Here is a 22,525-nt window from a genome sequence, read left to right as displayed (position 1 = left end):
GCGGGTTCCGTTGAAGACGCGGGGGAACCCGAAACGGATTCATTCGAGGCAGGCTCGAGACCGCTGTCGCCTGGATCCTGAGGATCCTTCATCGGTCTCACCGCCTTTCACGTCGATGTGAATGCCTTAGTTCTATTCTACTATCAAAAAGTAGAAATGAATGTTACAGTTCGATAACAAACCGATCGTCACTCATTTTCACTTATGTTTGATGCAGTTTGTTGAAACGGTTCGGTTCCCCGTCGTGAATCAAGCACTCGGTCCTCTTGGCGCCTGAAATGGCATCCCTCCGGACCAGACAGCTAGTCGGTCAACAGCGCAGGCAGCTGCGCCATCGCGCTGAAGGTCTCGGCAGCTCCCGCAGCCAACAGCGTCTCCGCGCTCTGATGCACGGGAGAATCCGGGCAGAACCCGAGCACATGGGATCGGGCCGCGGCACCAGCGATCACGCCGGTCGGGGAATCTTCGACCACGGCCGCCTCGGCGGGGTTGATCTGCAACGATTCGGCGGCAGCCAAGTAGACGTCGGGGGCGGGCTTCGAATTCGGCTGTTCCAGGCCGGAGAAGATCCGGCCGTCGAAGGCATCGAAGAGGCCGATCTTGCGCAGCTGCAGCTCGATCTTCGGACGGTCGGCTCCCGAGGCGCAGGCGATTCTGCCCGGGTAGATCCCGGCGATGCGGTGAACCGCGTCGACGACGCCCGGAATCGCCTTGAGGGAAGCCTCGAGCTGGGCATTGCGCCGTCGGCGGAACTCGTTCATCCACTCCATGTCGATGCGGAAGCCGGTGTGTTCCTCGATGACGTCGGCCTCGTCGCGGAGCATCTTGCCGACGAATCGCGCAATGCACTCCTCGGCGGTCAGCTGCCAGCCGAGTTCCTGCAGCATCTGGTGGAGCACGCCGTTCGTGATGCTTTCGGAGTCGACGAGGACCCCGTCACAATCGAAGAGGACAGCGGAGAATTTCGGATGTGGGGCCATGCTCCGATTCTGCCATCCGCCACTGACACGGAATCACGGCCCGCCGGTTCACGGTTCCTTCGCCCCACCAGCTCAGGACCCCGGGAACCCAATAATCCCCGGGAACCCCGCGATCACACCGCGCCGACCGACACCGCCGTGTACAGCACCCGCGCTGTGGCGAGCGCGCAGACGATGATGACCAGCGCGAACAGCGTCAGCCAGCCACCGGCGGGCAACGACGAGCCCTGGGCGAGGATATAGGCATCGGACTGCTGCACATGGCGTCTGCGGGTGTGGACGCGGATGACCTTGACGAGGTCCTTGAGCGATCCGATCGTCAGCGCCGTGCCGAGTGCTGCGACGAAGACCGAGATCCATTCCAACGGCAGGAACACGACGACGAGCTGCGCCGCGATCGCCGTGATCACGGCGATGATCGCACCGGCGAGGTTCCGGATGAAGATGAGTGCGACCAACAGGATCAGCGCACCCACCGACAGGGCCAAGGGGGCCCAACCGAAGACCGCCGAGGTGGCCAGAACGAGTCCGAGCACGCCCGGTGCCGGATATCCCCAGAAACCCGCCCAGGTGGCTGAGAAGCCGACTCGGCCGAAGGAGTTCATCTGCCCCGAATGGTCGAAGTTCAGCGAGATCCCTTTGACCACGCGCCCCGTCATCAGGGCGGCGAAAGCGTGACCGAGCTCGTGGACGAAGGTCACGAACAGTCCGAAGAACCTCCAGATCCCCGGAGTCACGGTCACGACCAGGGGAATTCCGATGACGAGCACGAGCCCGAGGACGTCGAGCTCGAGTCCGTCCTGTCGCCCGAAGCCCGAGGTGATAGCGTCCCACCACGTCGCCGTTGCCTGCTTGAAGTCCATAGCGGCCCAGTGTACGAACCGCTCCTGAGCGGGACCCTCAGGACCTCCTCAGCGATTCAGGAGGTCGGGGCTCCGATGACTCAGGAGGTCACGGTGCCCATGGTTCGGGCAGTCGGGGTGCCCATGGTGCCGGAGGTCACGGCGCTTAGACGGCCAGCGACTCGACATCGACCCAAGAACGTTCGTGTACCGACCGCAGCACGGCCTCCGTCACGAGCACGGCTCGCACCCCGTCTCGCAGAGTCGGCAGACCTTCGGGTCGCTCGCCGGCGAAGTAGGCATAGGAGTCGGCGACGAAGCCATTGAACGCATCCTGGTATCCCTGCGGATGGCCGGCCGGGACCATACACAGACGCGCGGCATCGGCGGACAGAGAGTCGGGATCGCGGACGAGGGGGCGGCTGTCAGCGCGCTTGCCGAACCACAGCTGCTCGGGCTGCTCCTGCTCGAAGCGCATGCTCGCTTCGGTGCCGGCGATCTCCACGGTCAGTCCGTTCTTGCGTCCGGGAGCCAGCTGGGACACCAGCAGCGAACCGATGGCGCCGCCGGAGAACTCGACGGTTGCAGCCACGGTGTCCTCCGTGGTCACCGTGGTGCCGCCTCGGCGAGGGTGAACGGTTCTCATGGTCGCCACCAGGGACGATATCCGGTCGTCGACGATGAACTCGATGAGGTCGACGAGGTGGGAGCCGATATCGGCGAAGGCCCGCGAGGGGCCGCCGCGTTCGGAGTCGACTCGCCAGTTCTCGTCGCCCGAGCCGAGCAGCCAGTCCTGGAGGTATCCGGCGTCGACGGTCAGCAGCGTCCCGGCTTGCCCCTCGCGGAATCGGGCGCGGGCCTCGCGCACCATCGGGTGGTAGCGATAGACGAACGGAACGGTCCCAAGCAGACCCGCCTCGTCGGCGCGGGCCAACACGGCACGCGCGGCGGCCGAATCAGTGGCCAAGGGCTTCTCGCAGATGATGTTCGACCCCGCGTCCAGCGCCTGCAGGGACTGTGCCGCGTGGACGTCGTTGGGCGTGCAGATGTGGATTGCGTCGAAGGTGCGGCCGAGCAGTTCGTCGGGCGCAGTCGAATTCTCGAAGCCGAGATTCGCCGCCGCTTGTGCCGATCTCTCCGGCCGCGACGATGCGACCGAGTCGAGCACGGCTCCGGCCGAACGTGCGGCTCGACTGTGGACGCGGCCCATGAACCCGCCGCCGAGCATTCCGATGCGAGGACCTCGTCCCCGCGCAGTGTCACCTGAGTGCATGCCTCATTATGCAATCACCGGTCGCACCGAGTCGACCGAACCGCCGCCCTCCGCAGCTGACACCCCCGCGCCAACAGGGGCCAATCCACCGACGCTCCGGCCTGGGCCTTTACACTGTGAGAAGCGCCCGCGCAGTCCCCCGCTCGCAGCGTGGTCCGCATCATGCGAAGGAGTGTCATTGTCACAGCACCGTCGTTTCGCCCAGGTCGATGTCTTCTCTGCCGTGCCCTTCCAGGGCAACCCCGTCGCGGTCATCGTCGACGCCGATGGCCTCGATGAGACGCAGATGGCCCGCATTGCGAACTGGACGAACCTGTCCGAGACCACCTTCGTCCTCCCACCCGACGATCCCGGGGCCGACTACCGCCTGCGCATCTTCACCCCGCACCGGGAGCTGCCCTTCGCCGGCCACCCCACGCTCGGCTCGGCCGCGGCCTGGCTCGACGCCGGCGGCGCCCCGAAGCACGAGGACCGCATCGTCCAGGAATGCGGTGCCGGCCTCGTCGACATCCGCAGATCCCCTCGCCGAGGCGGCCCGACCCAAACAACCGACCTGACCAACCAGACCGACCCGACCGTCGAACTCTCCGAGACCCTCGCCTTCGCCGCCCCCGATCGCCTGCGCTCGGGTCCGCTCGACGAAACCTACGTCGACCAGATCGCGACCGCCCTCGGCGTCGATCGCGCCGAGATCCTCGATCACCAGTGGGCCGACAACGGACCCGGCTGGGCGGCCGTGCGGCTGGCCAGCGCCGAACAGGTTCTCGCTCTCAACCCCGACTTCTCGGCGATCCCCGATGCGAAGCTCGGCGTTCTCGGCGCCCACCCGGACGGCGCGGACCACGAATACGAGATCCGCGCCTTCGTGCCCGGAGTCGGCGTCGCCGAGGATCCGGTGACTGGCAGCCTCAACGCCTCCGTCGCCCAATGGCTCATCAGCGAGAACCTGGCCCCGAACAGCTACACCGCGACTCAGGGGACCGCGCTCGGCCGCTCCGGAGTCATCTCCATCACGGCCGAAGCTGACGAGATCTGGGTCGGCGGAGCCACGTCCATCTGCGTCCGCGGGACGGTGCACACATGAATCGACATCTCACCGAAGCGAACAAGCCGAAGAAGCGGCTGCGCATCTTCCACGGCCGCATGTACTTCGCCCTCCAGGCACTGGCCGGTGCGGCGTGGTGGCTGGCCACCGCGTTGATGCCGACCGTGGCGGACGCGACGCTCGGCGGGATCAATCCGCTGCTCATCGCGATCGTCGACATCCCCCTCTTCGTCATCGGCTCCGCCCTGGCCGCGCTCAACTTCCGCTGGGCCGTGTGGATCGCCACCGGCTGGACCGTGCTCGTGGCCCTGGTCATGGTCATCTATGCCACTGCCACCACCGAGGCGGGGCTCGGTGCCGTCCTCATGATCTTCGCCGCGATCGGCAGCGTCTTCGCCGGTGTGCTCATGCTCCTCGGCCGCATCCCCACCGAGAAGCTCCTGGTCGGACCCTTCGCATTCCACAGCTCCCATACTCGAGTGCGTTCTCGCGTGCTCGTGCACACGACGATTCAGATCGTCGTCTTCTGGGGCATCTTCCTCGTCATCATCCCCGTCATCATCAAAGCCTTCGAAGACCGGTGGAATCTGGCCTACAAGTTCCCGATCCTCCTCGTCGTCGTCGGCTTCGCCCTGCTCGCCCTCTCCAGCGTCGGCGTCTGGTCGGGCCCGAGCGATCGCGAACTTCGGCTCCGGCACCCCGCTGCCCTCCCAGATGGCCCATCACCTGGTCAATCGCGGACCCTATGCGTTCGTCCGCAACCCGATGGCCATTGCGGGCATCGTCCAGGGCGTGTCGATGGGTCTGCTCATCGGTTCGTGGCTCGTCGTCGTGTACGCACTCATCGGCTCGCTGCTGTGGAACTGGCTCATCCGCCCCCACGAGGAGGCCGACCTCATCGAACGCTTCGGTGACGAATACCGCGACTACGCCAAGCGGGTGCGCTGCTGGTGGCCGACATTCTCGACCGCCGAATCGTCTCCCGACCTTGTCGACGAGGACTGATCGGCCTACGCTCGGCTGAGAACGACCACTCACCGAGGAGGCCCCATGGTCACGTTCACCACCGAACTTCTCGCTCTGGGCAACAATGTCGGCATCGAGGTTCCCGAGGACATCGTCCTCGGCTTCGGCGTGGGCAAGCGGGTCCCGGTCATCGTCACGATCGAAGGCTATTCCTATCCCTCGACGACCGCGGTGATGGGCGGAAAGTACCTGCTCCCGCTGGCCAAGGAACACCGGGAGAAGATCGGGGTCGCCGGCAGTGAGACCCACGAGGTGACGCTGACTCACGACACCTCGAACCGGGAGACCCCGGTTCCCGATTCCCTCGCCGAGGCTCTCGCCGCCGCGGATGTCCGCGCGGCTTTCGATGCGCTCGCTCCGTCGAAGCGCAAAGAGCATGTGCGACAGGTGACCTCGGCGAAGGCCGAGGAGACCCGAGATCGCCGGATCGCAAAGATCGTCGATTCGCTGCGCTGATCACCCTGCGTCGTGCAGGGTCACCGCATAGCCGTCGGGATCGGTGAACGTGAAGGTCAGCCCGAAGGGGCTGGGTGCGGGCGCACGGAGGATCTCCACCCCCGCCTCGGCGAGGGAATCATGCAGTGTCTGCGCATCATCGCACCTCAGCCACAGCGCCACTCCGTTTCCCGGGCGATCGCCGGAGTCGAGGTCGACGCCGGGCAGCGGTTCGCGCACGGCAAAGGGGATCGGCGAGGTCGTGAACACGACCGCTCCGGGCGGGGCGGCCGGGGCTCGGGTCAGCCCGAGCTGCGATTCGTAGAACTGTGCGGCCGCTTCCACGTCGCGCACCTGCAAGGCGATGAAGTCCGGACCGCTCACTGACGCATTCATGGTGTTCTCCTTCTCTTTCGGCATCCCGCCGCATGGCAGGACCCGCTCTCGTCTTATGTCAGTAACCTGACATCAGACATGTATGTCAGAATGCTTACATGAGTCAAGAGACTAAAGCTGGAGAAGCCGTCGGAGAGGACAGGCTCGAGTCGCTGCTCGGCTATCAGCTCAAACATCTGCAGTCGGCGCTGCGGTCCCGAATGGATGAGACGCTCCGACCGTTGGAGCTGACCACGCCGCAGTACAACTGCCTCGAGCAGCTGCGGCGACGGCCGGGAGCGTCGAATTCCGAGCTCGCCCGCGGCGCCTTCGTCACCCGGCAGACGATGAATACGCTTCTGCGCGGACTCCAGGAACGGGGGCTGATCACGAGACCGGCCAAGGCGGACTCCGGTCGCATCCTGCCCACTCGCCTCACCCCGGCAGGCGTTGAGGCGCTCGATCAGGCCGTCTCCCGCGTCGAGGTGGTCACGGCTCGCATGGTCTCACCGCTCGATGAAGAGACTCGGACGATGGTCACCGAGGCGCTCGGCCAGTGCATCGCAGCGCTCGAGGAGTCGGAGGGCGGCTGAGGGCCGGCGGCACACGGCCGTCACCGGGACCCGGCCTCACCGGACCTCGTGATCGACGGGAACCCGGTCCATCCTCGGCGGCCAGATCGTCATGACGATGAGGCCGACCACCGCTCCGATTCCCGCGCCGAGGCTGTTCGTGACGAGATCGCTGACCGTGGCGAAGCGCGTGGGTGAGAGCAGGGTCGCCTGAGCGCCCTCGATGAGGCACGTGAACGCGATGCCCGCGACCCAGCCGACCCACCAGCGGCTTCGGCCGCACTGGAGAGCCACGAGCAGACCGAAGGGGATGAACATTCCGACATTGGCGAGCTTCTCGAGGATGTCGTAGTCGATCCACGCGGTCACCCGGTGGGAGGCGAGGAACTCGAGCAGGCCCGCGATGAACGAGCCGGGACCCGTGTCCATCTGGTTGGGCGTGAGCGTGACGAAGCCGATGCAGACCGTGTAGAGGATGAGCAGCGCCAACGGCACCGTCCGCAGCTGTCGCCTCGCACCCGTCATCGCTTGCCCTGACCGACTAGACGGCGACGGCCTCGACGTCGTCGAAGCTCGCCGTGTCGATGACGACGCGGAAGACCACATCTCCGGCCACGACTCGATCATAGGCGGCGTCCGCCTCGGTGACGGGGATCGTCTCGATCTTCGCGGCGATGCCGTGCTCGGCGCAGAAGTCGAGCATCTCCTGTGTCTCGGCGATGCCGCCGATGTTCGATCCGGCGATCGCCTTGGCCCCGCCGATGACGGCACCGAAGGAGAACTCCTGCTTCTCCGGCGGCAGCCCGACGACGGCCATGACCCCGCGCGGCTTGAGCAGTCGCAGGTAGCGGTTGACGGGGATGTCGGCGCTGATGGTGTTGAGGATGAGGTCGAACTCGCCGGCGTGGTCGGAGAAGAAGTTCTCGTCGGTGGTGGCGAGCATCCGCTGCGCACCGAGTTCCAGTGCCGCGGCTTCCTTCTTCAGCGTGCGCGAGAGCACGGTGACTTGCGCGCCCATGGCCGCGGCGATCTGGACACCCATGTGGCCGAGTCCGCCGAGTCCGAGCACGGCGACCTGCTTGGGAGCACCGTTCTTCAACTCAGCGGCACCCCAGCGGTTGAGCGGTGCATAGGTGGTGATGCCCGCGCACAGCAGCGGGGCGGCGACGTCGAAGTCGAGCGCATCGGGGATCCGGCAGACGAAGCGTTCGTTGACGACGACCTTCTGCGCGTATCCGCCCTGGGTGATCGTGCCGTCGACGTCTTCGACGTTGTACGTGCCGACGCTGCCGTTCAGGCAGTTCTGCTCCTGACCGGCCCGGCATTCCTCACATTCGCCGCACGAGTTGACCATGCAGCCCACGCCCACGCGGTCGCCGACCTTCCAATCAGTGACATCGGAACCGACTGCCTCGACGACGCCGGCGATCTCGTGGCCGACGGTGAGCGGGAAGTGCGCCTCGCCCCATTCGTTGCGGATGGTGTGGATGTCGCTGTGGCAGATGCCTGCGGCCTTGATGTCGATGACGACGTCATCGGGTCGGGGATCCCGGCGTTCGATCGTGGCCACGCGGAACGGCTGGTCCGGTCCGGTCTTCTGCAGTGCCTTGACGCTGATGCTCATGTGCTCTCCTTGGATTCCGTGTCCGTTGCTGGGCCACATCGTCCAGCGCCTGCGGCTCGCAGTCTATTCCATGCACATGGACTTATTCTTTGATCGCCCGCTCACCGATGCTGAGGTCGAGCGGGAAATCGACGGGGGCATCCCCGAACAGCAATCGACCCGCCGAGGCGGCCGCCGCCCTGATCGCCTCCGCCGCCTGATCGGCCTGTTCGGCCGGGGCATGGACGATGACCTCGTCATGGAGGAAGAAGACGAGGTGGGCTCGGCGGGCGAACACCGGCCCCGAGGCGGTCGCCGGGTAGGTGCCGTCGACCTCCGGCAGTCGGTCCAGGCGCAGCCGCAGGTCGGCCAACCAGGCCAGCGCCCATTCGGCAGCGGTGCCCTGGACGACGAAGTTGCGGGTGAATCGTCCCTGGTCACCGGCGGCCCGCCGCGCTCTCTGCTCATCGGCGCCGGTGGCGTCGAAGCGGTTCGCCGCCCTCTGCAGTCGCTGCCAACCCTCGCCCGGAGGTGGGGAGGTCCGACCCAGCCAGGTGGACACGACTCCGCCCTGTCGTCCCGCCTCGGCGGCGGAATCGACGAGGTGCATCGCGGCGGGGAAATTCTGCCGCAGCCGCGGCACCAGGGCCCCGGCCTCCCCGGTCGTCGATCCGTACATCGCGCCGAGGACGGCGATCTTCGCCTCCTGCCGGGTGGCCACGACGCCGGCGTCGACGAGCCCGGAGTAGAGGTCGCGGCCGTAGCCGGCTGCAGCCATCGCCCGGTCGCCCGACATTGCGGCGAGCGCGCGGGGTTCGAGCTGGGCGACGTCGGCGGAGACGAGCCGCCACCCCTCGTCGGCGCGCAGCGCCGGCCGCAGCTGCCGTGGAATCTGCAGGGCCCCTCCCCCACTGGCCGCCCACCGTCCGGTGACGACCCCGCCGGGCACATAGACCGGCCGGTAGCGGCCCTCATCGACCCACTCGTCGAGCCAGTGCCAGCCGTTGGCGGAGAGCAGCCGGGCCATCTTCTTGTACTCGAGCAAGGGTTCGATCGCGGGATGCTCGCTCGTCTGCAGCTCCCATTTCGAGGTCGAGGCGACGTTGATTCCCGCATTGCGCAGTGCCGCGAGCAGTCGGTTCGGCGAATCGAGGTTGACCCGCGGATCGTCGAGAGCGGCCCGGACCTCCTCGGCCTTGGCGAGCATCTTCTCCGGCTTCCCGTCGCGGATCGGCCGGGGCCCGAGCAATTCGGTGAGGATCCGATCATGTTCGGCCTCATCCCAGGGCACACCTGCCGCGCGCATCTCCGCGGCGACGAGTCCTCCCGCCGATTCCGCGGCGAGCAGCAGCCGCAGCCGTCCCGGGTCGCTCGCGGTTTCGATCGCCGCGGTCTGCCGCGCATATTCGGCCAGAGTCGTCTCGAGGTCGTGCGGAACCTGGGGGATGAATCCGCGCCCGGCATCGATGTCGAAGAGAGCGGCCGCCTGTTCGGGTGCGGCGGCATCGGCGGGTGCGGCGTCCCAGTCGGCGGCAGCGCGCACCGCCTCGGGTGCGGTGACGAGTTCGGAGCGGGCGAGGATCGCATGAGCCAAGCGCAGATCGTGGCAGCGTTCGATGCTCACTCCGGCGGCCAACAAAGGCGGATACCATTTCGGGGTGTCGCTGAAGATCCAGCGCGGGCGGGAGCCGTTCTGCCCTCCCCGGGCCCCGTTCTCACGGTCACGGACATGGTCGGGCAAGGCCTCCTCGGCGAGGTCGATCCGATCGATCTCCCGACCGTCGCGATCGAGGTCGACGATCCCGATCCGGCGGCCCTCGAACCCCGTGCCGGGCAGCGTGCCGAGCACGCAGGCGGCGGGCGGCTGATCGGGGGCGGAGGTCATGGATCCAGCCTACGCCGCGGGTGCTCGCGGACGACCTTCCGAGCGCCCGTCCGCACCCTGACCCTGGCCGTACGCGGCGAACGTGTTCCTGGTAACGTCAAGAGCGAATTCCGGGTGCCGAACTCCGCTCGAAAGGCAGATACGCAACATGGACGTTGTCTCCTCGCTCACCTCCGCCCTGCCGGCCGCGGCAGTCATAACCGATCCCGAATCGATGGATGCCTACCGCTGGGACCGCGCGAACGATCCCGACGCCGGGGTGCCCGCCGCCGTGGTCCGGGTGACCTCCACCGAGGAGGTGCAGACGGTGGTGCGCATCGCCGCCGAGGCGAAGGTCCCGATCGTGCCCCGCGGCGCCGGCTCCGGCCTGTCGGGAGGCAGCTCCGCGATCGACGGCGGAATCGTGCTGTCCCTGGACAGGATGCGCGAGATCAGCATCGACCCGGTCACCCGCATGGCCACCGTCCAGCCGGGCGCCTTCAACGCCGAGGTCAAAGCCGCCGCGGCCGAGCACGGCCTCTGGTACCCGCCGGACCCCTCGTCCTTCGAGTTCTGCTCCATCGGCGGAAACATCGCCACGAACGCCGGCGGACTGTGCTGCGTGAAGTACGGCGTGACCACGGACTACGTCCTCGGGATGACCGTCGTCCTCGCCGACGGTCGGGCCGTGAAGCTCGGCGGACCCCGGCTCAAGGACGTTGCCGGCCTGCCGCTGACGAAGCTGTTCGTCGGCTCGGAGGGGACCCTGGGCGTGATCACCGAGGTGACCCTGCGCCTCATCCCCGCCCAGCTGCCCCCGACGACCGTCGTTGCGATGTTCCCGAAGCTCGCCGACGCCACGAACGCCGTCCTCGACATTGCGAAGGCGATGCGGCCCTCGATGCTCGAGTTCATGGACAAGCCCTCGATCAACGCTGTCGAGGACGAGCTGAAGATGGGTCTCGACCGTGAGGCCGAGGGCATGCTCGTCATCCAGTCCGACGAACCCGGAGAGCACGCGAGCGCTCAGGCGGCGATCATCGAGGAGATCTGCAACAGCAACGCGGCCTCCGAGTGCTACCTCACGACCGACCCCGAGGAGAGCGAAGCCTTCGTCACGGCTCGCCGGATCGCGATCCCGGCCGTGGAGAAGAAGGGTGCGCTGCTGCTCGAGGACGTCGGCGTTCCGCTGCCGAAGCTCGGCGACCTGGTCCTCGGCATCGAGAAGATCGCGGCCGACCGCGATGTGACGATCGCCGTCATCGCGCACGCCGGCGACGGCAACACGCATCCGCTGCTCGTCCTCGATCCCAAGGATGAGGAACAGCAGAAGCGCGCGCAGATCGCCTACGGCGAGGTCATGGATCTGGCCACAGGGCTGGGCGGGACGATCACCGGTGAGCACGGCGTCGGCCGACTCAAGGCACCGTGGCTCGCGCCCTACCTCGGCGAGGACGTCATGGAGCTCAACCACCGGATCAAACAGGCCCTCGATCCGGACAACATCTTCAACCCCGGATCGGTCTACACCGGGATGGTGTGAGGACGACTCCCGGCCTGGGATGACCGCCTCGGCGGGGTCGGGACCGCCTCGGCGATGGGATTTCGTGGAAGAATTCTGCCCAGGGGTTGAATCGACGTTGATTCGATCGTCTTCTCTGTGAGCGACCGAAATACGGCCGCACAGAAGGAACGGAGACAGGCAATGCGCTACTCACTCATCTTCCACGCCCCCGAACCCGGTGCCGACGGCCCCGCCCCCTCCGCGGAGGACTTCCAGGAGATGATGCGTCTCATGGACGACTTCGGTCAGGCCCTGACCTCGGGCGGAGTCTTCGTCGCCTGGGAGATGCTCGCACCCCACACAGAGACGAAGACCGTGACCCGCCGGACGGGAGAGGTCGTCATCGAGGACGGACCCTTCGCCGCCGCGAAGGAGGACCTGGCCGGAGTCGTCGTCATCGACGTCCCCGATGCAGAGGCCGCCCTGGCCTGGGCCGAGAAGTTCCCCGGCACGAGCTACGGGACCATCGAGGTCCGTCCCGCCGCGACGTCGTTCGTCGATGGGGCCTGGACCCGCCCGTGACCGACCCGGCCGAATCCGTGGCAGATCCCGCTCCGGCCGATCGCGCGATGATCCTGTCCCAGGACGGCTGGGGCAGGATCATCGCGCTCATCGCCGCGGCCGACGGTGACATCGCCGGCGCCGAGGATGCCCTGGCCACCGCGCTCGAACGGGCCGTCACAGCGTGGCGAGCCCAGGGCCCACCCGGCAATCCCGAGGGCTGGCTCCACCGGGTGGCGCTCAACGCCCGCAGGGACGTGTGGAAGTCCGCGGCGACCCGGACAGCCGCCGCCCTCGACGACGACGTCCTCGACCGGCCGACGGACCGCCACGGCGCCCATCGTTCGAGCATCGATCCCGCGCGCACTGATCCCACACAGATTGATCCCGAGAGCTCCGACCCTGCCGATTTCGACCTCGATGCCCTGCCCGATCAGCGCCTCGAACTCCTCGCCGCCTGCGCGCATCCCGACATCGACGCGGCCGCACGTCCGATGCTCATGCTCTCGGCCGTGATGGGGATGACGGCGAAGCAGATCGCTGCTGCGATGGCTCTGCCCGCCGCCACGGTCTCTGCCCGTCTGACCAGGGCGAAGAAACGGGTCGCAGCGCTCGGCATCGGCTTCGGCGAACCCGATCGCCTCGACCTCGAGTCCCGCCTGCCGGATGTGCAGGAGGCCATCTACGGAGCCTTCGCGATCGAATGGGCGCACGCGGCGGCCGAACCGCGTGAGGGCATGATCGGCGAGGCCGTCTACTTGTCTTCACTGTTGGCCGAGCTGTGTCCGGGTGACGGCGAAGCCCACGGACTGGCCGCCCTCATCCACCTCTCGGCCGCCCGCTTTCCCGCCCGCCGGGACGCCGCCGGACGGTTCGTGCCCCTGTCCGACCAGGACCCGGACCGCTGGGACCGATCACTCACCGACGCCGGTCAGGGCCACCTCGTCGAGGTCCATCGCTGCGGACACGTCGGCCGCTTCGGACTCGAAGCCGCGATCCAGCTCCTCCATATGGCCGGGATCCGGGACGGGACGACGGACTGGCCGATGCTGCTGCGCCTCCACGACGACCTCGAGCGCATCGCACCGAGCCTGGGCGGATCCGTCTCCCGGGCCGCCGTCCTCGCCGAGGTCGACGGCCCCGCGGCGGGACTGACAGCACTCGACGCGCTGGGCTTCGACCCGGACGGCCAAGACGATAAGCGCCTCTCCGCGTTCCAACCTGCCTGGGTGCTGCGGGCTCATCTGCTCACCCGCCTCGGCCGCACAGACGAGGCGGCCGGCGCCCGTCGCCGCGCCCTCGACCTGACGACCGACCCCGCCGAACGCGCCTACCTCTCGGTAGGACTCACCTGAGACGGACGTCACCTCGTCTTCGGGATGAGCCGGGGTACGGCATATGATGGTGAAATCAATCCACAGACTCCGAAACCCTTCTGCATGCACAATTCCTCTCAGACCGAACCGTCGCCGGCGCCCCAGGGCACGTCTCAGGGCTTCGCCCATGCGAAGGCGATCCTCTTCGGCGAACACGCGGTCGTCTACGGCTCCCCTGCCGTCGCCGTGCCGCTGCACGGCCTCGGGGTCCAGGCCGATATCCGCCGGTCCCCGCATCAGGAGACCCGGATCGAGAGCCAGCTGTTCTCCGGCACCGCGCAGACCGCTCCGGAGCCGATGGGCCCCGTCGTCGCCGGCCTGAAGGCCGCTCTCAAGGCCGTGGACGATCCCGACGCCGAGGTGGAGCTGCTCATCCGTTCGGCGATCCCCCACAGCCGCGGCTTGGGCTCGAGCGCCGCCGTGGCCACCTCCGTGGCCCGCGCCGTCGCGAACCTGCATGCGACGGTCTTCGAGGAGAACACCCTCCACGAGATCGTGCAGGCCGCCGAGACCGTCGCTCATGGCCGACCCAGCGGAATCGACGCCTGGGCCGTGGCCAAACCCGCCCCCATCCGCTTCCAGAGCGGGTGCGCGCAGACCATCGACGTCGGTCAGCGTCTCGTCTTCGTCCTCGCGGACTCCGGTCATCACGGGTCCACCGCCGAGGCGGTCGGAGGGGTCCGCGCCCGCCGTGACGCCGATCCGACCCGCATCGGCGGGATGATCGACCGTCTGGCCGCGCTCACCGACGCCGCCGTCGACGACATCCGCTCCGGTGATCGGGCGACCATGGGTGCACGCATGATCGAAGCGCACGGCCTCCTCGGCGATATCGGGGTCTCGACCCCGACCCTCGATTCTCTTGTGGATGCCGCCACCGTGGCGGGAGCCCGGGGAGCCAAGCTCACCGGCGGCGGACTCGGCGGCTGCGTGCTGGCCCTGGCCGATGACGATGATTCGGCCGAGGAGCTCGCCGAGGCCCTGCGCAAGGCGGGAGCACCCCGCACCTGGACGACGGAGGTCAGACCGACATGAAGACGACGACGGCGCGGGCCTACCCGAACATCGCCCTGGTCAAGTACTGGGGCAAGGCCGATGAGGAGCTCATCCTGCCCGCCGCGGGCAGTCTGTCGCTGACCCTCGACCACTTCCAGACCACGACCACCGTGGTGCCCGCCCCGAACGCCGACTCCGATGTCCTCGAACTCGACGGCGCACTCGCCGATCCCGGTCAGACGGACCGGATCTCCACCTTCCTCGACCACGTCCGCGCCCTGGCCGGACGGGACGACCGGGTCCTCGTCCGGTCCCGCAACTCAGTGCCCACGGGTGCCGGTCTGGCCTCCTCGGCGTCGGGGTTCGCGGCCCTGGCCACAGCGGCCGCCGCGGCATTCGACCTCGATCTCGGGCCCAAGGATCTCAGCCGTCTGGCCCGCCGCGGCTCGGGGTCGGCCTGCCGCTCGATTCCCGACGGCATCGCCGTCTGGCATGCCGGCGACGACGAATCGTCCTTCGCCGAGACCGTGTCCGCCCCTGATATGCGGATGATCATCGTCACCGTCAACCGGGCCCGGAAGGCCGTGTCCTCCCGCGAGGCCATGCGCCTGACCGCCGCCACCTCTCCCTTCTACTCCGGCTGGGTGTCCTCGACCGAGGACTATCTGGAGCAGATGGTCGCCGCCTGCGCCGCCGGGGACTTCACTCGCATCGGTGAGATCACCGAATCCCACGCACTGCGCATGCACGGCCTCATCCAGTCGACGGTGCCGCCGATCCGGTTCCTCAACCCGACCAGCCACGCGATCGTCGACGCCGTGGCCGAAGCCCGCGAGAACGGGATCGAAGCCTATTCGACCGCCGATGCCGGCCCGAACGTCGCCGTCATCGTCCGCCCCCATGACGCCGAGGCGCTGGCCGAGAAGCTCTCCGGCTTCGGCGACGTCCGAGTCGTGGGCCCCGGACCGGGAGCCCACCTGCTCACAGACGCAGACGAAGTACCGCCCGCAGACGCAGCAACCACGGCTGCGGGTGAAGGCAGCCGGGCATGATCGAGACCCGGGCGCCCGGCAAGCTGTTCGTCGCCGGCGAGTACGCCGTCGTCGAACCCGGACAGCCCGCCGTGCTCATCGCCGTCGACCGGTGCATCACCGTGCGTCTGACCGAGAGCGAAGGCGCCGGCCGCATCCATTCGAGCGAATACGGTCAGGCCCCCGTCATCTGGAGGCGCGAAGACGATGGTGAGCACATCATCGTCGACGAGCGTCCCTTCGACTATGTGCTCTCGGCGATCTCCACCGTCGAAGAGCTGCGCTCCGGCCGCGGTGCCAGCCCCCGCTACTTCGATCTCGAGATCTCCAGCGAACTCAATGACGCCGACGGCCGGAAGTTCGGCCTCGGTTCATCGGCGGCGGTGACCGTGGCGACGATCGCCGCTCTCGACGAGTTCTATGGGCTCGGCCTCACCCTGACCGAACGCTTCAAACTCGCCGTCCTCGCGACCATCGCGATCTCCACGAAGGCCTCCGGCGGGGATCTTGCCGCCAGCACCTTCGGCGGCTGGATCCGCTACTCCTCCCCCGACCGTGCGGCCCTGCACGCTCACCGCGAGGCCCACGGGGTCGTCTCCGCTCTGAGCTGCTCGGAATGGGCCGGCTGCTCGGCCAGACGGGTCACCCCACCGAGCTCGCTCGACCTCCTCGTCGGCTGGACCGGATCACCGGCGTCGACCGAACACCTCGTCACACGCGTCCACACCCCGAACGAACGGGCGGACGACACCGCGAGCGAACGGGCAGACGACACCTCCGCCGAGTCGACCCCGGTCGGGGCCGTTGCCTCACCTCCAGCGAAGACCCGCCCGCTCGTCTCCTTCGCCGCCGAGTCCCAGATCCTCGTCGACGATCTCGTGGCGGCCTTCGATGCCGACGACGCCGAGGCCAGCCTGACCACGATCCGCGCCGTGCGCGCTCTGCTGCGACGGCTGAGCGTTTCCACGGGCAGCCTCATCGAGACCGAAGCCCTGCACGATCTGTGCGAGATCGCCGAAACCCACGGTGCCGCCGCAAAGCCCTCCGGCGCCGGCGGCGGCGACTGCGGAATCGCCCTCGCCCACTCGCACACCGAAGCACAGACCATTCTCAGCGGCTGGGAAGCCGCCGGAATCCGACCCCTGGACCTCGGTGCCCACCGAGAGGAAGGCGAGATCGATGAGTTCTGAGACCCCGGCATCCGTTGAAACAGCGGCATCAGTAGAGTCTCCGGAGACCAAGGCCTCACGGGCCTCCCGCAAGGACGACCACGTTCGCCTCGCCTCGGCGCAGCAGACCGAAGGTCCCCGCCGCACCGACTTCGACGACCTCGAATTCGTCCACCATGCGCTCTCGGGCACGAGCCCCGAACGCGTCGACCTCAGCGTCGAGCTGGGCGAGTGGACCTGGCCGACGCCCTTCTACGTCAACGGCATGACCGGCGGCACCGAGACCACGGCGAAGATCAATCGGGATCTGGCCATCGCCGCCGCCGAGACCGGTCTGCCCATGGCCTGCGGATCGATGAGCGTGGCTCTCGACGACGCCGAGGCCGCCAAGGGCTTCACCGTCATCCGCGAGGAGAACCCGGACGGCTTCGTCATGGGCAACCTCGGTGCCGGTCGCAGCGCCGATGATGCCCGCCGCGCCGTCGAACTGCTGCGCGCCGATGCCCTCCAGCTGCACATCAACCCCGTGCAGGAGACCGCGATGCCCGAAGGCACCCGCGACTTCTCCACCTGGCTGTCCGGCCTCGAGGACATCGTCGCCGCCTGCCCCGTGCCCGTCGTCGTCAAAGAGGTCGGATTCGGACTCAGCCGCCGCACGCTGACGCTGCTCGCCGAGATCGGGGTCCAGTTCGCCGATGTCTCCGGCGCCGGAGGCACGGACTTCCTGCGCATCGAGAACGATCGCTCACCGGCCGAAGACTTCTCCATGCTCACCGGGTTCGGCCAGTCGGCACTGGCCTGCCTGCTCGACGCCCCACCTGAGTGGACGACCGAAACGTTGATGGACGACGGAATCTCGAACCGTGTGCTCCTGGCCTCCGGCGGAGTGCGCAACCCCTATGATGTCGTGAAGGCACTGGCCTGCGGTGCTCGCGCCGTCGGCGTCGCCGGCACGTTCCTGCAGACAGTGCTCGACCACGGTCCGGACGGACTCGTCGACCTCGTGCGCACCTGGCAGACTCAGACCTCGGCTCTGTTCGCACTGCTCGGGGCCGAACGATCCACGGATCTCACGGGCACGGACCTGCTCACTCGGGGTCGCCTCGGCGAGTTCGTCCGTCTGCGCGGAATCGACGCCACCGCGCTCTCGCACCGCACCGACGCTCTTTCGAGGAGGAATCAGCTGTGAATCAGCAGACCACGATCACCGGGATCCCCACCACGTGGGTCGGTCCCCTGCGGGTCAGCGGCGAAGCGCTGGCTCCGAACGGCACCCACACCGAGGTCGCCGTGCCCCTGGCAACGTATGAGACCCCGCTGTGGCCCTCCGTCGGCCGCGGGGCCTCGATCTCGCGTGAGATCGAGGGCGGGATCCGCACCGTCATCGTCGATGAGCGGATGACCCGGTCCGTGCTGTTCGTGGCCGAATCCGCGATCGGCGCCGAGGCGGCCGCGCGGGCCATCCGCCACCGGACTCCCGAACTCGAATCGGTCGTCGAGGCCGGTTCCAATCACTGCCGGCTCATCGAGATCCATCCGGAGATCGTCGGCAATCTGCTCTTCGTCCGCTTCGCCTTCCGCACGAATGACGCCTCGGGCCACAATATGGTCACCCAGGCCTCGGACTCGCTCATGGAGCGCATCCTGTCGTGGCACCTCGGCCTCGACTACGGGTCGGTGTCCGGCAACTACTGCTCGGACAAGAAGGCCACCGCGGTCAACGGGATCCTCGGACGCGGACGCAATGTCGTCGCCGAGATCCTCCTGCCCCACGAGGTCGTCGAGCGCCGCCTGCGCACGACCGCGGAGAAGATGACGGAGATCGTCATCCGCAAGGACCTCGTCGGGTCGACGATCGCGGGCGCCCTGCGCTCGGCGAACGCCCACTATGCGAATATGCTGCTCGCGTTCTACCTGGCCACGGGTCAGGATGCCGCGAACATCGTCGAGGGCTCACAGGGCATCACCTATGCGGAGAACCGCCCCGAGGGCCTGTACTTCTCGACGACTCTGCCGCACCTCATCGTCGGCACCGTCGGCAACGGCAAGGATCTGCCTCATGTCGATGAGGCACTGGAGCGCCTCGGCTGCCGCGAGGATCGCGAGCCGGGAGCGAATTCGCGTCGCCTGGCGGCACTCATGGCCGCCACCGTGCTCTGCGGTGAGCTGTCCCTGCTCGCCGCGCAGACGAACCCGGGTGAGCTGATGGACACTCACCGTCAGATGGAACGCAAGGCTGACGAGCAGCGCGCTGCCGAGACTCAGCGAGAGGACGGCGAGGCCGCATGACATCACACACTGCTGCGGGCACTGCACCAATCGGCATCGACGACATCGAACTGGCCACCAGCCACCATGTCGTCAGGCTCGATGACTTCGCCGAGGCGAACGGCACCGATCCTGCGAAGTTCCACCTCGGCCTCGGCCAGGACGAGTTCAGCTTCCCGGCTCCCGATGAGGACGTCGTCACCATGGCCGCCGCGGCCGCTGCGCCGATCATCGAGCGCAGCGGGACCGAGGGCATCCGCACCATGCTGTTCGCCACCGAATCGGGCATCGACCAGTCGAAGGCCGCCGGCATGGCCGTGCACTCGCTGCTCGACCTGCCGTCGCAGATGCGGGTCGTCGAGGTCAAAGAAGCCTGCTACTCGGCGACGGCCGCCCTGCAGGCCGCCGTCGGCATCGTCACCCGGTCTCCCGGACAGCGGGTGCTCGTCATCGCCTCGGATGTCGCCCGCTACGAGCTCGACACCTCCGGTGAGCCCACTCAGGGCGCCGGTGCCGTGGCGATGCTCGTCTCCGCGGATCCGAAGCTGCTCGAGATCGAACCGGTCTCGGGTCTCAACTCGGCCGACGTCGATGACTTCTGGCGCCCGAACGATTCGACGACCGCGATCGTCGACGGAGCCCTGTCCGTGACCGCCTACCTCGATGCGCTCACCGGAGCCTGGACCGATCTCGCCGCGCAGGGCGGACCGGCGATGGCCGAGATCGACCGCGTGCTCTACCACCAGCCGTTCACGAAGATGGCGAAGAAGGCGCAGGTCCACCTCGCCGGACTCACCGGTGAGGATCTCGACACGGAGATCGTCGCGGGGACTGCGGGTGGCTCAGCTTCCACCGGGCCGCGCGATACCGGACTGGCCACGAGCACCTTGTACAACCGCCGTCTCGGCAACTCCTATACCGCTTCTCTCTATGCGGGACTGTGTTCGCTGCTCGACCACGATGCGGATCTCGCGGGCAAGCGCATCGGACTCTTCAGCTACGGCTCGGGCAGCGTCGGCGAGTTCTTCACCGCCCGCGTCGTCCCCGGCTACGAGCAGCAGTCGCGCCGACAGGCCGTCACGGAGGCACTAGACGCCCGAGTGCCGCTGTCAATCGACGCTTATCGCGCACTTCACGCCGCCGAGCTCTCCAGCGCCGAGGACGCCTCAACGCCGAAGGTGACCGCGGGACCGTTCCGCTTCGCCGGCGTCAAGGGCCGCGCCCGCCTCTACGAGCGCGCCTGAGCCTGCTCCCCGGCTCCCGACGCAGGCCTCACTTCGGTCCTCACGCCGGGCTTTTCGCAGCCCCAGGGCTCACTCGGCCCTCGTGCGGCCCTCATGTAGGCCTCACGTGGGCCTCAGGTCGTAATTGGTGCTGTCTTCTCTGAACTGCTCACGTTCTTCTGTGTGCATTTCAGAGGAAACAGCACCATTTCGCATTCTGCCGAGTGCGGACTGCCGACTGCGGGGCTGCGCTGCCACCCGGGTGCACCCAGCGCCCCTCGCCCAGGTGCCTTCGACTCAGTTTGGAATCAGCACTGTTTAAGGTGAGCAGCCCATGTTCAAACACGTGCTGCTCACCTCAAACTGGGCCGTTTGCGGCGACCACCCGCGCGGACGCGAAGACGCCCCTCACCGGACCTTCTGCAGATCCTGGTGAGGGGCTTCGCATTCGCTGTGCGCGAGGGGGGACTTGAACCCCCACGACCTTGCGGCCACTGGCACCTGAAGCCAGCGCGTCTACCAATTCCGCCACTCGCGCGAACAAGAGACGACTCTAGCATCGGAGGAGGCGAAACTTAAAACCGAGAATGCCGAATCGGCTCAAACGTGTCCACCTTCACATTTTCGCTCCGCACAGCCGCCCACACTCGTTCACCTGCGCGAACCGCGCACATCCCGCACAGCCCCTCGCCGCACCCGCACACTCCCCCTCCGCTTCACGCGCGCCGGCCCCGCACAGCCACCCGCCCGCACCGTCTGCATTCCCTCGAACTTCCCTGGACGCGCGCAGGGAATCCCGGCACAGCTTCGCCCCGCGAACTCGCGTAACGTGAGTTGAGAGCTTCACCGCGTTAGGATTGGGTGTTGATGTGCCCAGAGTGCACGTGATCAGGACCACCTGGTCAGAGCACTCAAAGACGCTTGGCGAAGAGTTCGTCCGGCAACGGCAACACCTGATGAGGAGGTGCCATGGGGTTACTCGATCGCTTCGAGAAGGGGCTGGAGAACGTCGTCAACGGCGCCTTCGCCAAGGCTTTCCGATCCCAGGTCGAACCCGTCGAACTCGCCGGAGCACTGCGCCGTGAGGCCGACAACAAGGCCGCCGTGGTCTCCCGCGGTCGCACTCTGACGGCCAACCACTACGTCATCGAGCTCTCGCAGACCGACCATGACCGGCTCTCCGGCCTCGAGTCCGAGCTGCGCTCCGATCTACGCCAGATCGTCGGCGACCACGCCGTCGAACAGGCCTACAGCTTCGTCGGTCCCGTCTCCGTCGAATTCGCTCTCGCCGACGACCTCGACACGGGCATGTACCGCGTCGTGTCCTCGACCCAACGTCCCGACGGATCTCCTGCCGCCCAGCCGGGCAACCGCGGCGGCTACGACCCGATCTCGCGGGCGAATCCGATCGTCGGCGAATCCCCGAACTCCGGTTCCCGCCCCGTGACCCCGCGCCGCACTCCCGAACCCGCGCGTTCGGCCCCGGCTACGCCACCGCGGGCGAACCCCGCCGCGCGCCCCGCCCCGGCACCCGCACCCGCTCGCACCATCGAAGCCAGCGTGACCATCGACGGTCGCACGCAGATGCTGCGACAGGGCACGAACACCTTCGGCCGTTCCTCGTCGAGCTCCGACTTCGTCATCGACGATCCCGGCGTCTCACGCCGTCACTTCGAGATCGTCGTCGAGGGCGACCGCGCCGTGGCCAATGACCTCGGATCGACGAACGGCACACTGTTGCACGGACGCAAACTGACATCGGCGACCCTCTCCGACGGCGACATCCTCCTCGCCGGCGAGGCCGAGGTCCACTACAACGAGCGGGACGCCCAGTGAGCGAATTCACCGTCACCGTCTTCCGGTTGGCATTCTTCATCATCCTCTGGCTCTTCGTCCTCGGAGTCGCCGGAGTCCTCCGGCGCGACATCTTCGGCCCCCGGAAGACCCGTGCCGGAAGGAAATCCCGCCGAGGCGGCTCCAAGTCCGCCCCGCCGGCACCGTCCTGTCCGGCTCCCGCACCGCGTCCGGCGGCGGCCCCGGTCGCCCACGCCCATCCGGGCACCATCCGCATCACCGACGGCCCCTTGGCCGGGCAGACGCTCATGCTCTCGGGAGCACCTGTGACCTTCGGTCGAGCCCCCGACAATACGATCATCATCAATGACGACTTCGCCTCCAGCCATCATGCTCGGATCTCCGCGAAGAACGGCGCATGGATGCTCGAAGACCTCGGATCGACCAACGGCACCATCGTCGACGGCTCACGCATGACCGGACCCATCCAACTGGCCATCGGCACCCGGATCACCATCGGACATACGACCCTGGAGACCCAATCGTGACGACCGGCGGTACCATCACTCTCCGTTCGGCAGCCCGGTC

The 22,525-nt window shown here is 67.6% G+C and carries 22 protein-coding genes and 1 tRNA gene; 15 read left to right on the top strand and 8 right to left on the bottom strand.

The window, feature by feature from the left end:
* Positions 1-302: 302 nt before the first annotated feature.
* The 3 genes from GUY30_RS00305 to GUY30_RS00295 form a co-directional block, all read right to left on the bottom strand.
* Positions 303-980, bottom strand: coding sequence for an HAD family hydrolase (locus GUY30_RS00305; RefSeq protein ID WP_167193113.1), 678 nt, complete (start codon positions 978-980; stop codon positions 303-305).
* Positions 981-1,093: 113 nt separating this feature from the next.
* A complete protein-coding gene (locus tag GUY30_RS00300) occupies positions 1,094-1,843 on the bottom strand; it encodes a M50 family metallopeptidase (RefSeq protein ID WP_167193112.1) in 750 nt (249 codons plus the stop codon).
* A 145-nt stretch (positions 1,844-1,988) separates the two neighbouring features.
* The gene (locus GUY30_RS00295; protein ID WP_228281550.1) at positions 1,989-3,095 is read right to left on the bottom strand and encodes a Gfo/Idh/MocA family protein; all 1,107 of its coding nucleotides are present in this window, start codon (positions 3,093-3,095) and stop codon (positions 1,989-1,991) included.
* Positions 3,096-3,273: 178 nt separating this feature from the next.
* Between GUY30_RS00295 and GUY30_RS00290 the strand changes: the two genes are divergently transcribed.
* The 3 genes from GUY30_RS00290 to GUY30_RS00280 all read left to right on the top strand — a co-directional run bounded on the left by GUY30_RS00290 (position 3,274) and on the right by GUY30_RS00280 (position 5,622).
* Positions 3,274-4,179 carry a PhzF family phenazine biosynthesis protein gene (locus tag GUY30_RS00290; RefSeq protein ID WP_167193110.1) on the top strand — a complete coding sequence of 302 codons (906 nt, stop codon included), beginning with the start codon at positions 3,274-3,276 and terminating at the stop codon, positions 4,177-4,179.
* A 675-nt stretch (positions 4,180-4,854) separates the two neighbouring features.
* A complete protein-coding gene (locus tag GUY30_RS18085) occupies positions 4,855-5,145 on the top strand; it encodes a methyltransferase family protein (protein ID WP_323127765.1) in 291 nt (96 codons plus the stop codon).
* A gap of 45 nt (positions 5,146-5,190) precedes the next feature.
* Entirely contained in the window at positions 5,191-5,622 is a 432-nt protein-coding gene (locus tag GUY30_RS00280) for a YdeI/OmpD-associated family protein (RefSeq protein ID WP_167193108.1), read from the top strand.
* On the opposite strand, the gene GUY30_RS00275 is transcribed toward GUY30_RS00280, so the two are convergent.
* Positions 5,623-5,997 carry a VOC family protein gene (locus tag GUY30_RS00275; RefSeq protein WP_167193106.1) on the bottom strand — a complete coding sequence of 125 codons (375 nt, stop codon included), beginning with the start codon at positions 5,995-5,997 and terminating at the stop codon, positions 5,623-5,625.
* Between the two features lie 98 nt (positions 5,998-6,095).
* Between GUY30_RS00275 and GUY30_RS00270 the strand changes: the two genes are divergently transcribed.
* The gene (locus GUY30_RS00270) at positions 6,096-6,569 is read left to right on the top strand and encodes a MarR family winged helix-turn-helix transcriptional regulator (protein ID WP_167193104.1); all 474 of its coding nucleotides are present in this window, start codon (positions 6,096-6,098) and stop codon (positions 6,567-6,569) included.
* 36 nt (positions 6,570-6,605) lie between these two features.
* Here the strand turns inward: GUY30_RS00270 and GUY30_RS00265 are convergent, their stop codons facing one another.
* The 3 genes from GUY30_RS00265 to GUY30_RS00255 all read right to left on the bottom strand — a co-directional run bounded on the left by GUY30_RS00265 (position 6,606) and on the right by GUY30_RS00255 (position 10,036).
* Entirely contained in the window at positions 6,606-7,073 is a 468-nt protein-coding gene (locus GUY30_RS00265) for a VanZ family protein (RefSeq protein ID WP_228281548.1), read from the bottom strand.
* A 16-nt stretch (positions 7,074-7,089) separates the two neighbouring features.
* Entirely contained in the window at positions 7,090-8,172 is a 1,083-nt protein-coding gene (locus GUY30_RS00260) for an NAD(P)-dependent alcohol dehydrogenase (RefSeq protein ID WP_167193102.1), read from the bottom strand.
* An 82-nt stretch (positions 8,173-8,254) separates the two neighbouring features.
* Positions 8,255-10,036, bottom strand: a complete 1,782-nt coding sequence (locus tag GUY30_RS00255; protein ID WP_167193100.1) for a bifunctional 3'-5' exonuclease/DNA polymerase — start codon at positions 10,034-10,036, stop codon at positions 8,255-8,257.
* Between the two features lie 148 nt (positions 10,037-10,184).
* Here GUY30_RS00255 and GUY30_RS00250 point away from each other — a divergent pair, with 148 nt between their 5' ends.
* The 9 genes from GUY30_RS00250 to GUY30_RS00210 all read left to right on the top strand — a co-directional run bounded on the left by GUY30_RS00250 (position 10,185) and on the right by GUY30_RS00210 (position 20,164).
* The gene (locus GUY30_RS00250) at positions 10,185-11,558 is read left to right on the top strand and encodes an FAD-binding oxidoreductase (protein ID WP_167193098.1); all 1,374 of its coding nucleotides are present in this window, start codon (positions 10,185-10,187) and stop codon (positions 11,556-11,558) included.
* A 162-nt stretch (positions 11,559-11,720) separates the two neighbouring features.
* Positions 11,721-12,101: a YciI family protein gene (locus GUY30_RS00245; RefSeq protein ID WP_167193096.1), complete on the top strand. Its 381-nt coding sequence runs from the start codon at positions 11,721-11,723 to the stop codon at positions 12,099-12,101.
* Positions 12,098-13,435, top strand: a complete 1,338-nt coding sequence (locus GUY30_RS00240; RefSeq protein ID WP_228281547.1) for an RNA polymerase sigma factor — start codon at positions 12,098-12,100, stop codon at positions 13,433-13,435. The genes GUY30_RS00245 and GUY30_RS00240 overlap by 4 nt, the downstream gene beginning before the upstream one ends.
* 84 nt (positions 13,436-13,519) lie before the next feature.
* Positions 13,520-14,491 (top strand): mevalonate kinase, encoded by a 972-nt coding sequence (mvk, locus tag GUY30_RS00235; RefSeq protein ID WP_167193094.1) that lies wholly within the window; start codon positions 13,520-13,522, stop codon positions 14,489-14,491.
* On the top strand, positions 14,488-15,504 hold the full coding sequence (gene mvaD / locus GUY30_RS00230) for a diphosphomevalonate decarboxylase (RefSeq protein WP_167193092.1): 1,017 nt from the start codon (positions 14,488-14,490) through the stop codon (positions 15,502-15,504). Before mvk ends, mvaD begins: the two co-directional genes overlap by 4 nt.
* Positions 15,501-16,673 carry a phosphomevalonate kinase gene (locus GUY30_RS00225; RefSeq protein ID WP_167193090.1) on the top strand — a complete coding sequence of 391 codons (1,173 nt, stop codon included), beginning with the start codon at positions 15,501-15,503 and terminating at the stop codon, positions 16,671-16,673. The genes mvaD and GUY30_RS00225 overlap by 4 nt, the downstream gene beginning before the upstream one ends.
* Positions 16,663-17,841 carry a type 2 isopentenyl-diphosphate Delta-isomerase gene (fni, locus tag GUY30_RS00220; RefSeq protein ID WP_167193088.1) on the top strand — a complete coding sequence of 393 codons (1,179 nt, stop codon included), beginning with the start codon at positions 16,663-16,665 and terminating at the stop codon, positions 17,839-17,841. The genes GUY30_RS00225 and fni overlap by 11 nt, the downstream gene beginning before the upstream one ends.
* Positions 17,838-18,941, top strand: coding sequence for a hydroxymethylglutaryl-coenzyme A reductase family protein (locus GUY30_RS00215; RefSeq protein ID WP_167193086.1), 1,104 nt, complete (start codon positions 17,838-17,840; stop codon positions 18,939-18,941). The genes fni and GUY30_RS00215 overlap by 4 nt, the downstream gene beginning before the upstream one ends.
* Positions 18,938-20,164 (top strand): hydroxymethylglutaryl-CoA synthase, encoded by a 1,227-nt coding sequence (locus tag GUY30_RS00210; protein WP_167193084.1) that lies wholly within the window; start codon positions 18,938-18,940, stop codon positions 20,162-20,164. Before GUY30_RS00215 ends, GUY30_RS00210 begins: the two co-directional genes overlap by 4 nt.
* Positions 20,165-20,597: 433 nt before the next feature.
* On the opposite strand, the gene GUY30_RS00205 is transcribed toward GUY30_RS00210, so the two are convergent.
* Positions 20,598-20,681 (bottom strand) — tRNA-Leu (locus GUY30_RS00205).
* A gap of 431 nt (positions 20,682-21,112) precedes the next feature.
* On the opposite strand from GUY30_RS00205, the gene GUY30_RS00200 reads away from it, so the two are divergent.
* The gene (locus tag GUY30_RS00200) at positions 21,113-21,979 is read left to right on the top strand and encodes a DUF3662 and FHA domain-containing protein (RefSeq protein ID WP_167193082.1); all 867 of its coding nucleotides are present in this window, start codon (positions 21,113-21,115) and stop codon (positions 21,977-21,979) included.
* Positions 21,976-22,485 (top strand): FHA domain-containing protein FhaB/FipA, encoded by a 510-nt coding sequence (locus GUY30_RS00195; protein WP_167193080.1) that lies wholly within the window; start codon positions 21,976-21,978, stop codon positions 22,483-22,485. The genes GUY30_RS00200 and GUY30_RS00195 overlap by 4 nt, the downstream gene beginning before the upstream one ends.
* Positions 22,486-22,525: the final 40 nt, after the last annotated feature.

The organism is Brevibacterium pigmentatum (assembly GCF_011617465.1).
Classification (GTDB): domain Bacteria; phylum Actinomycetota; class Actinomycetes; order Actinomycetales; family Brevibacteriaceae; genus Brevibacterium; species Brevibacterium pigmentatum.
The sequence above is the reverse complement of the archived record's forward strand: the minus strand, read 5'-3'. Positions and strand labels throughout refer to the sequence as shown.

Bases quoted from the DNA above. Each gene is read 5' to 3' on its own strand.
- GUY30_RS00305 (WP_167193113.1), bottom strand. From the start codon at position 980: ATGGCCCCACATCCGAAATTCTCCGCTGTCCTCTTCGATTGTGACGGG.
- GUY30_RS00300 (WP_167193112.1), bottom strand. From the start codon at position 1,843: ATGGACTTCAAGCAGGCAACGGCGACGTGGTGGGACGCTATCACCTCG.
- GUY30_RS00295 (WP_228281550.1), bottom strand. From the start codon at position 3,095: ATGCACTCAGGTGACACTGCGCGGGGACGAGGTCCTCGCATCGGAATG.
- GUY30_RS18085 (WP_323127765.1), top strand. From the start codon at position 4,855: ATGGCCCATCACCTGGTCAATCGCGGACCCTATGCGTTCGTCCGCAAC.
- GUY30_RS00280 (WP_167193108.1), top strand. From the start codon at position 5,191: ATGGTCACGTTCACCACCGAACTTCTCGCTCTGGGCAACAATGTCGGC.
- GUY30_RS00275 (WP_167193106.1), bottom strand. From the start codon at position 5,997: ATGAATGCGTCAGTGAGCGGTCCGGACTTCATCGCCTTGCAGGTGCGC.
- GUY30_RS00270 (WP_167193104.1), top strand. From the start codon at position 6,096: ATGAGTCAAGAGACTAAAGCTGGAGAAGCCGTCGGAGAGGACAGGCTC.
- GUY30_RS00265 (WP_228281548.1), bottom strand. From the start codon at position 7,073: ATGACGGGTGCGAGGCGACAGCTGCGGACGGTGCCGTTGGCGCTGCTC.
- GUY30_RS00260 (WP_167193102.1), bottom strand. From the start codon at position 8,172: ATGAGCATCAGCGTCAAGGCACTGCAGAAGACCGGACCGGACCAGCCG.
- GUY30_RS00255 (WP_167193100.1), bottom strand. From the start codon at position 10,036: ATGACCTCCGCCCCCGATCAGCCGCCCGCCGCCTGCGTGCTCGGCACG.
- GUY30_RS00250 (WP_167193098.1), top strand. From the start codon at position 10,185: ATGGACGTTGTCTCCTCGCTCACCTCCGCCCTGCCGGCCGCGGCAGTC.
- GUY30_RS00245 (WP_167193096.1), top strand. From the start codon at position 11,721: ATGCGCTACTCACTCATCTTCCACGCCCCCGAACCCGGTGCCGACGGC.
- mvk (WP_167193094.1), top strand. From the start codon at position 13,520: ATGCACAATTCCTCTCAGACCGAACCGTCGCCGGCGCCCCAGGGCACG.
- mvaD (WP_167193092.1), top strand. From the start codon at position 14,488: ATGAAGACGACGACGGCGCGGGCCTACCCGAACATCGCCCTGGTCAAG.
- GUY30_RS00225 (WP_167193090.1), top strand. From the start codon at position 15,501: ATGATCGAGACCCGGGCGCCCGGCAAGCTGTTCGTCGCCGGCGAGTAC.
- fni (WP_167193088.1), top strand. From the start codon at position 16,663: ATGAGTTCTGAGACCCCGGCATCCGTTGAAACAGCGGCATCAGTAGAG.
- GUY30_RS00210 (WP_167193084.1), top strand. From the start codon at position 18,938: ATGACATCACACACTGCTGCGGGCACTGCACCAATCGGCATCGACGAC.
- GUY30_RS00200 (WP_167193082.1), top strand. From the start codon at position 21,113: ATGGGGTTACTCGATCGCTTCGAGAAGGGGCTGGAGAACGTCGTCAAC.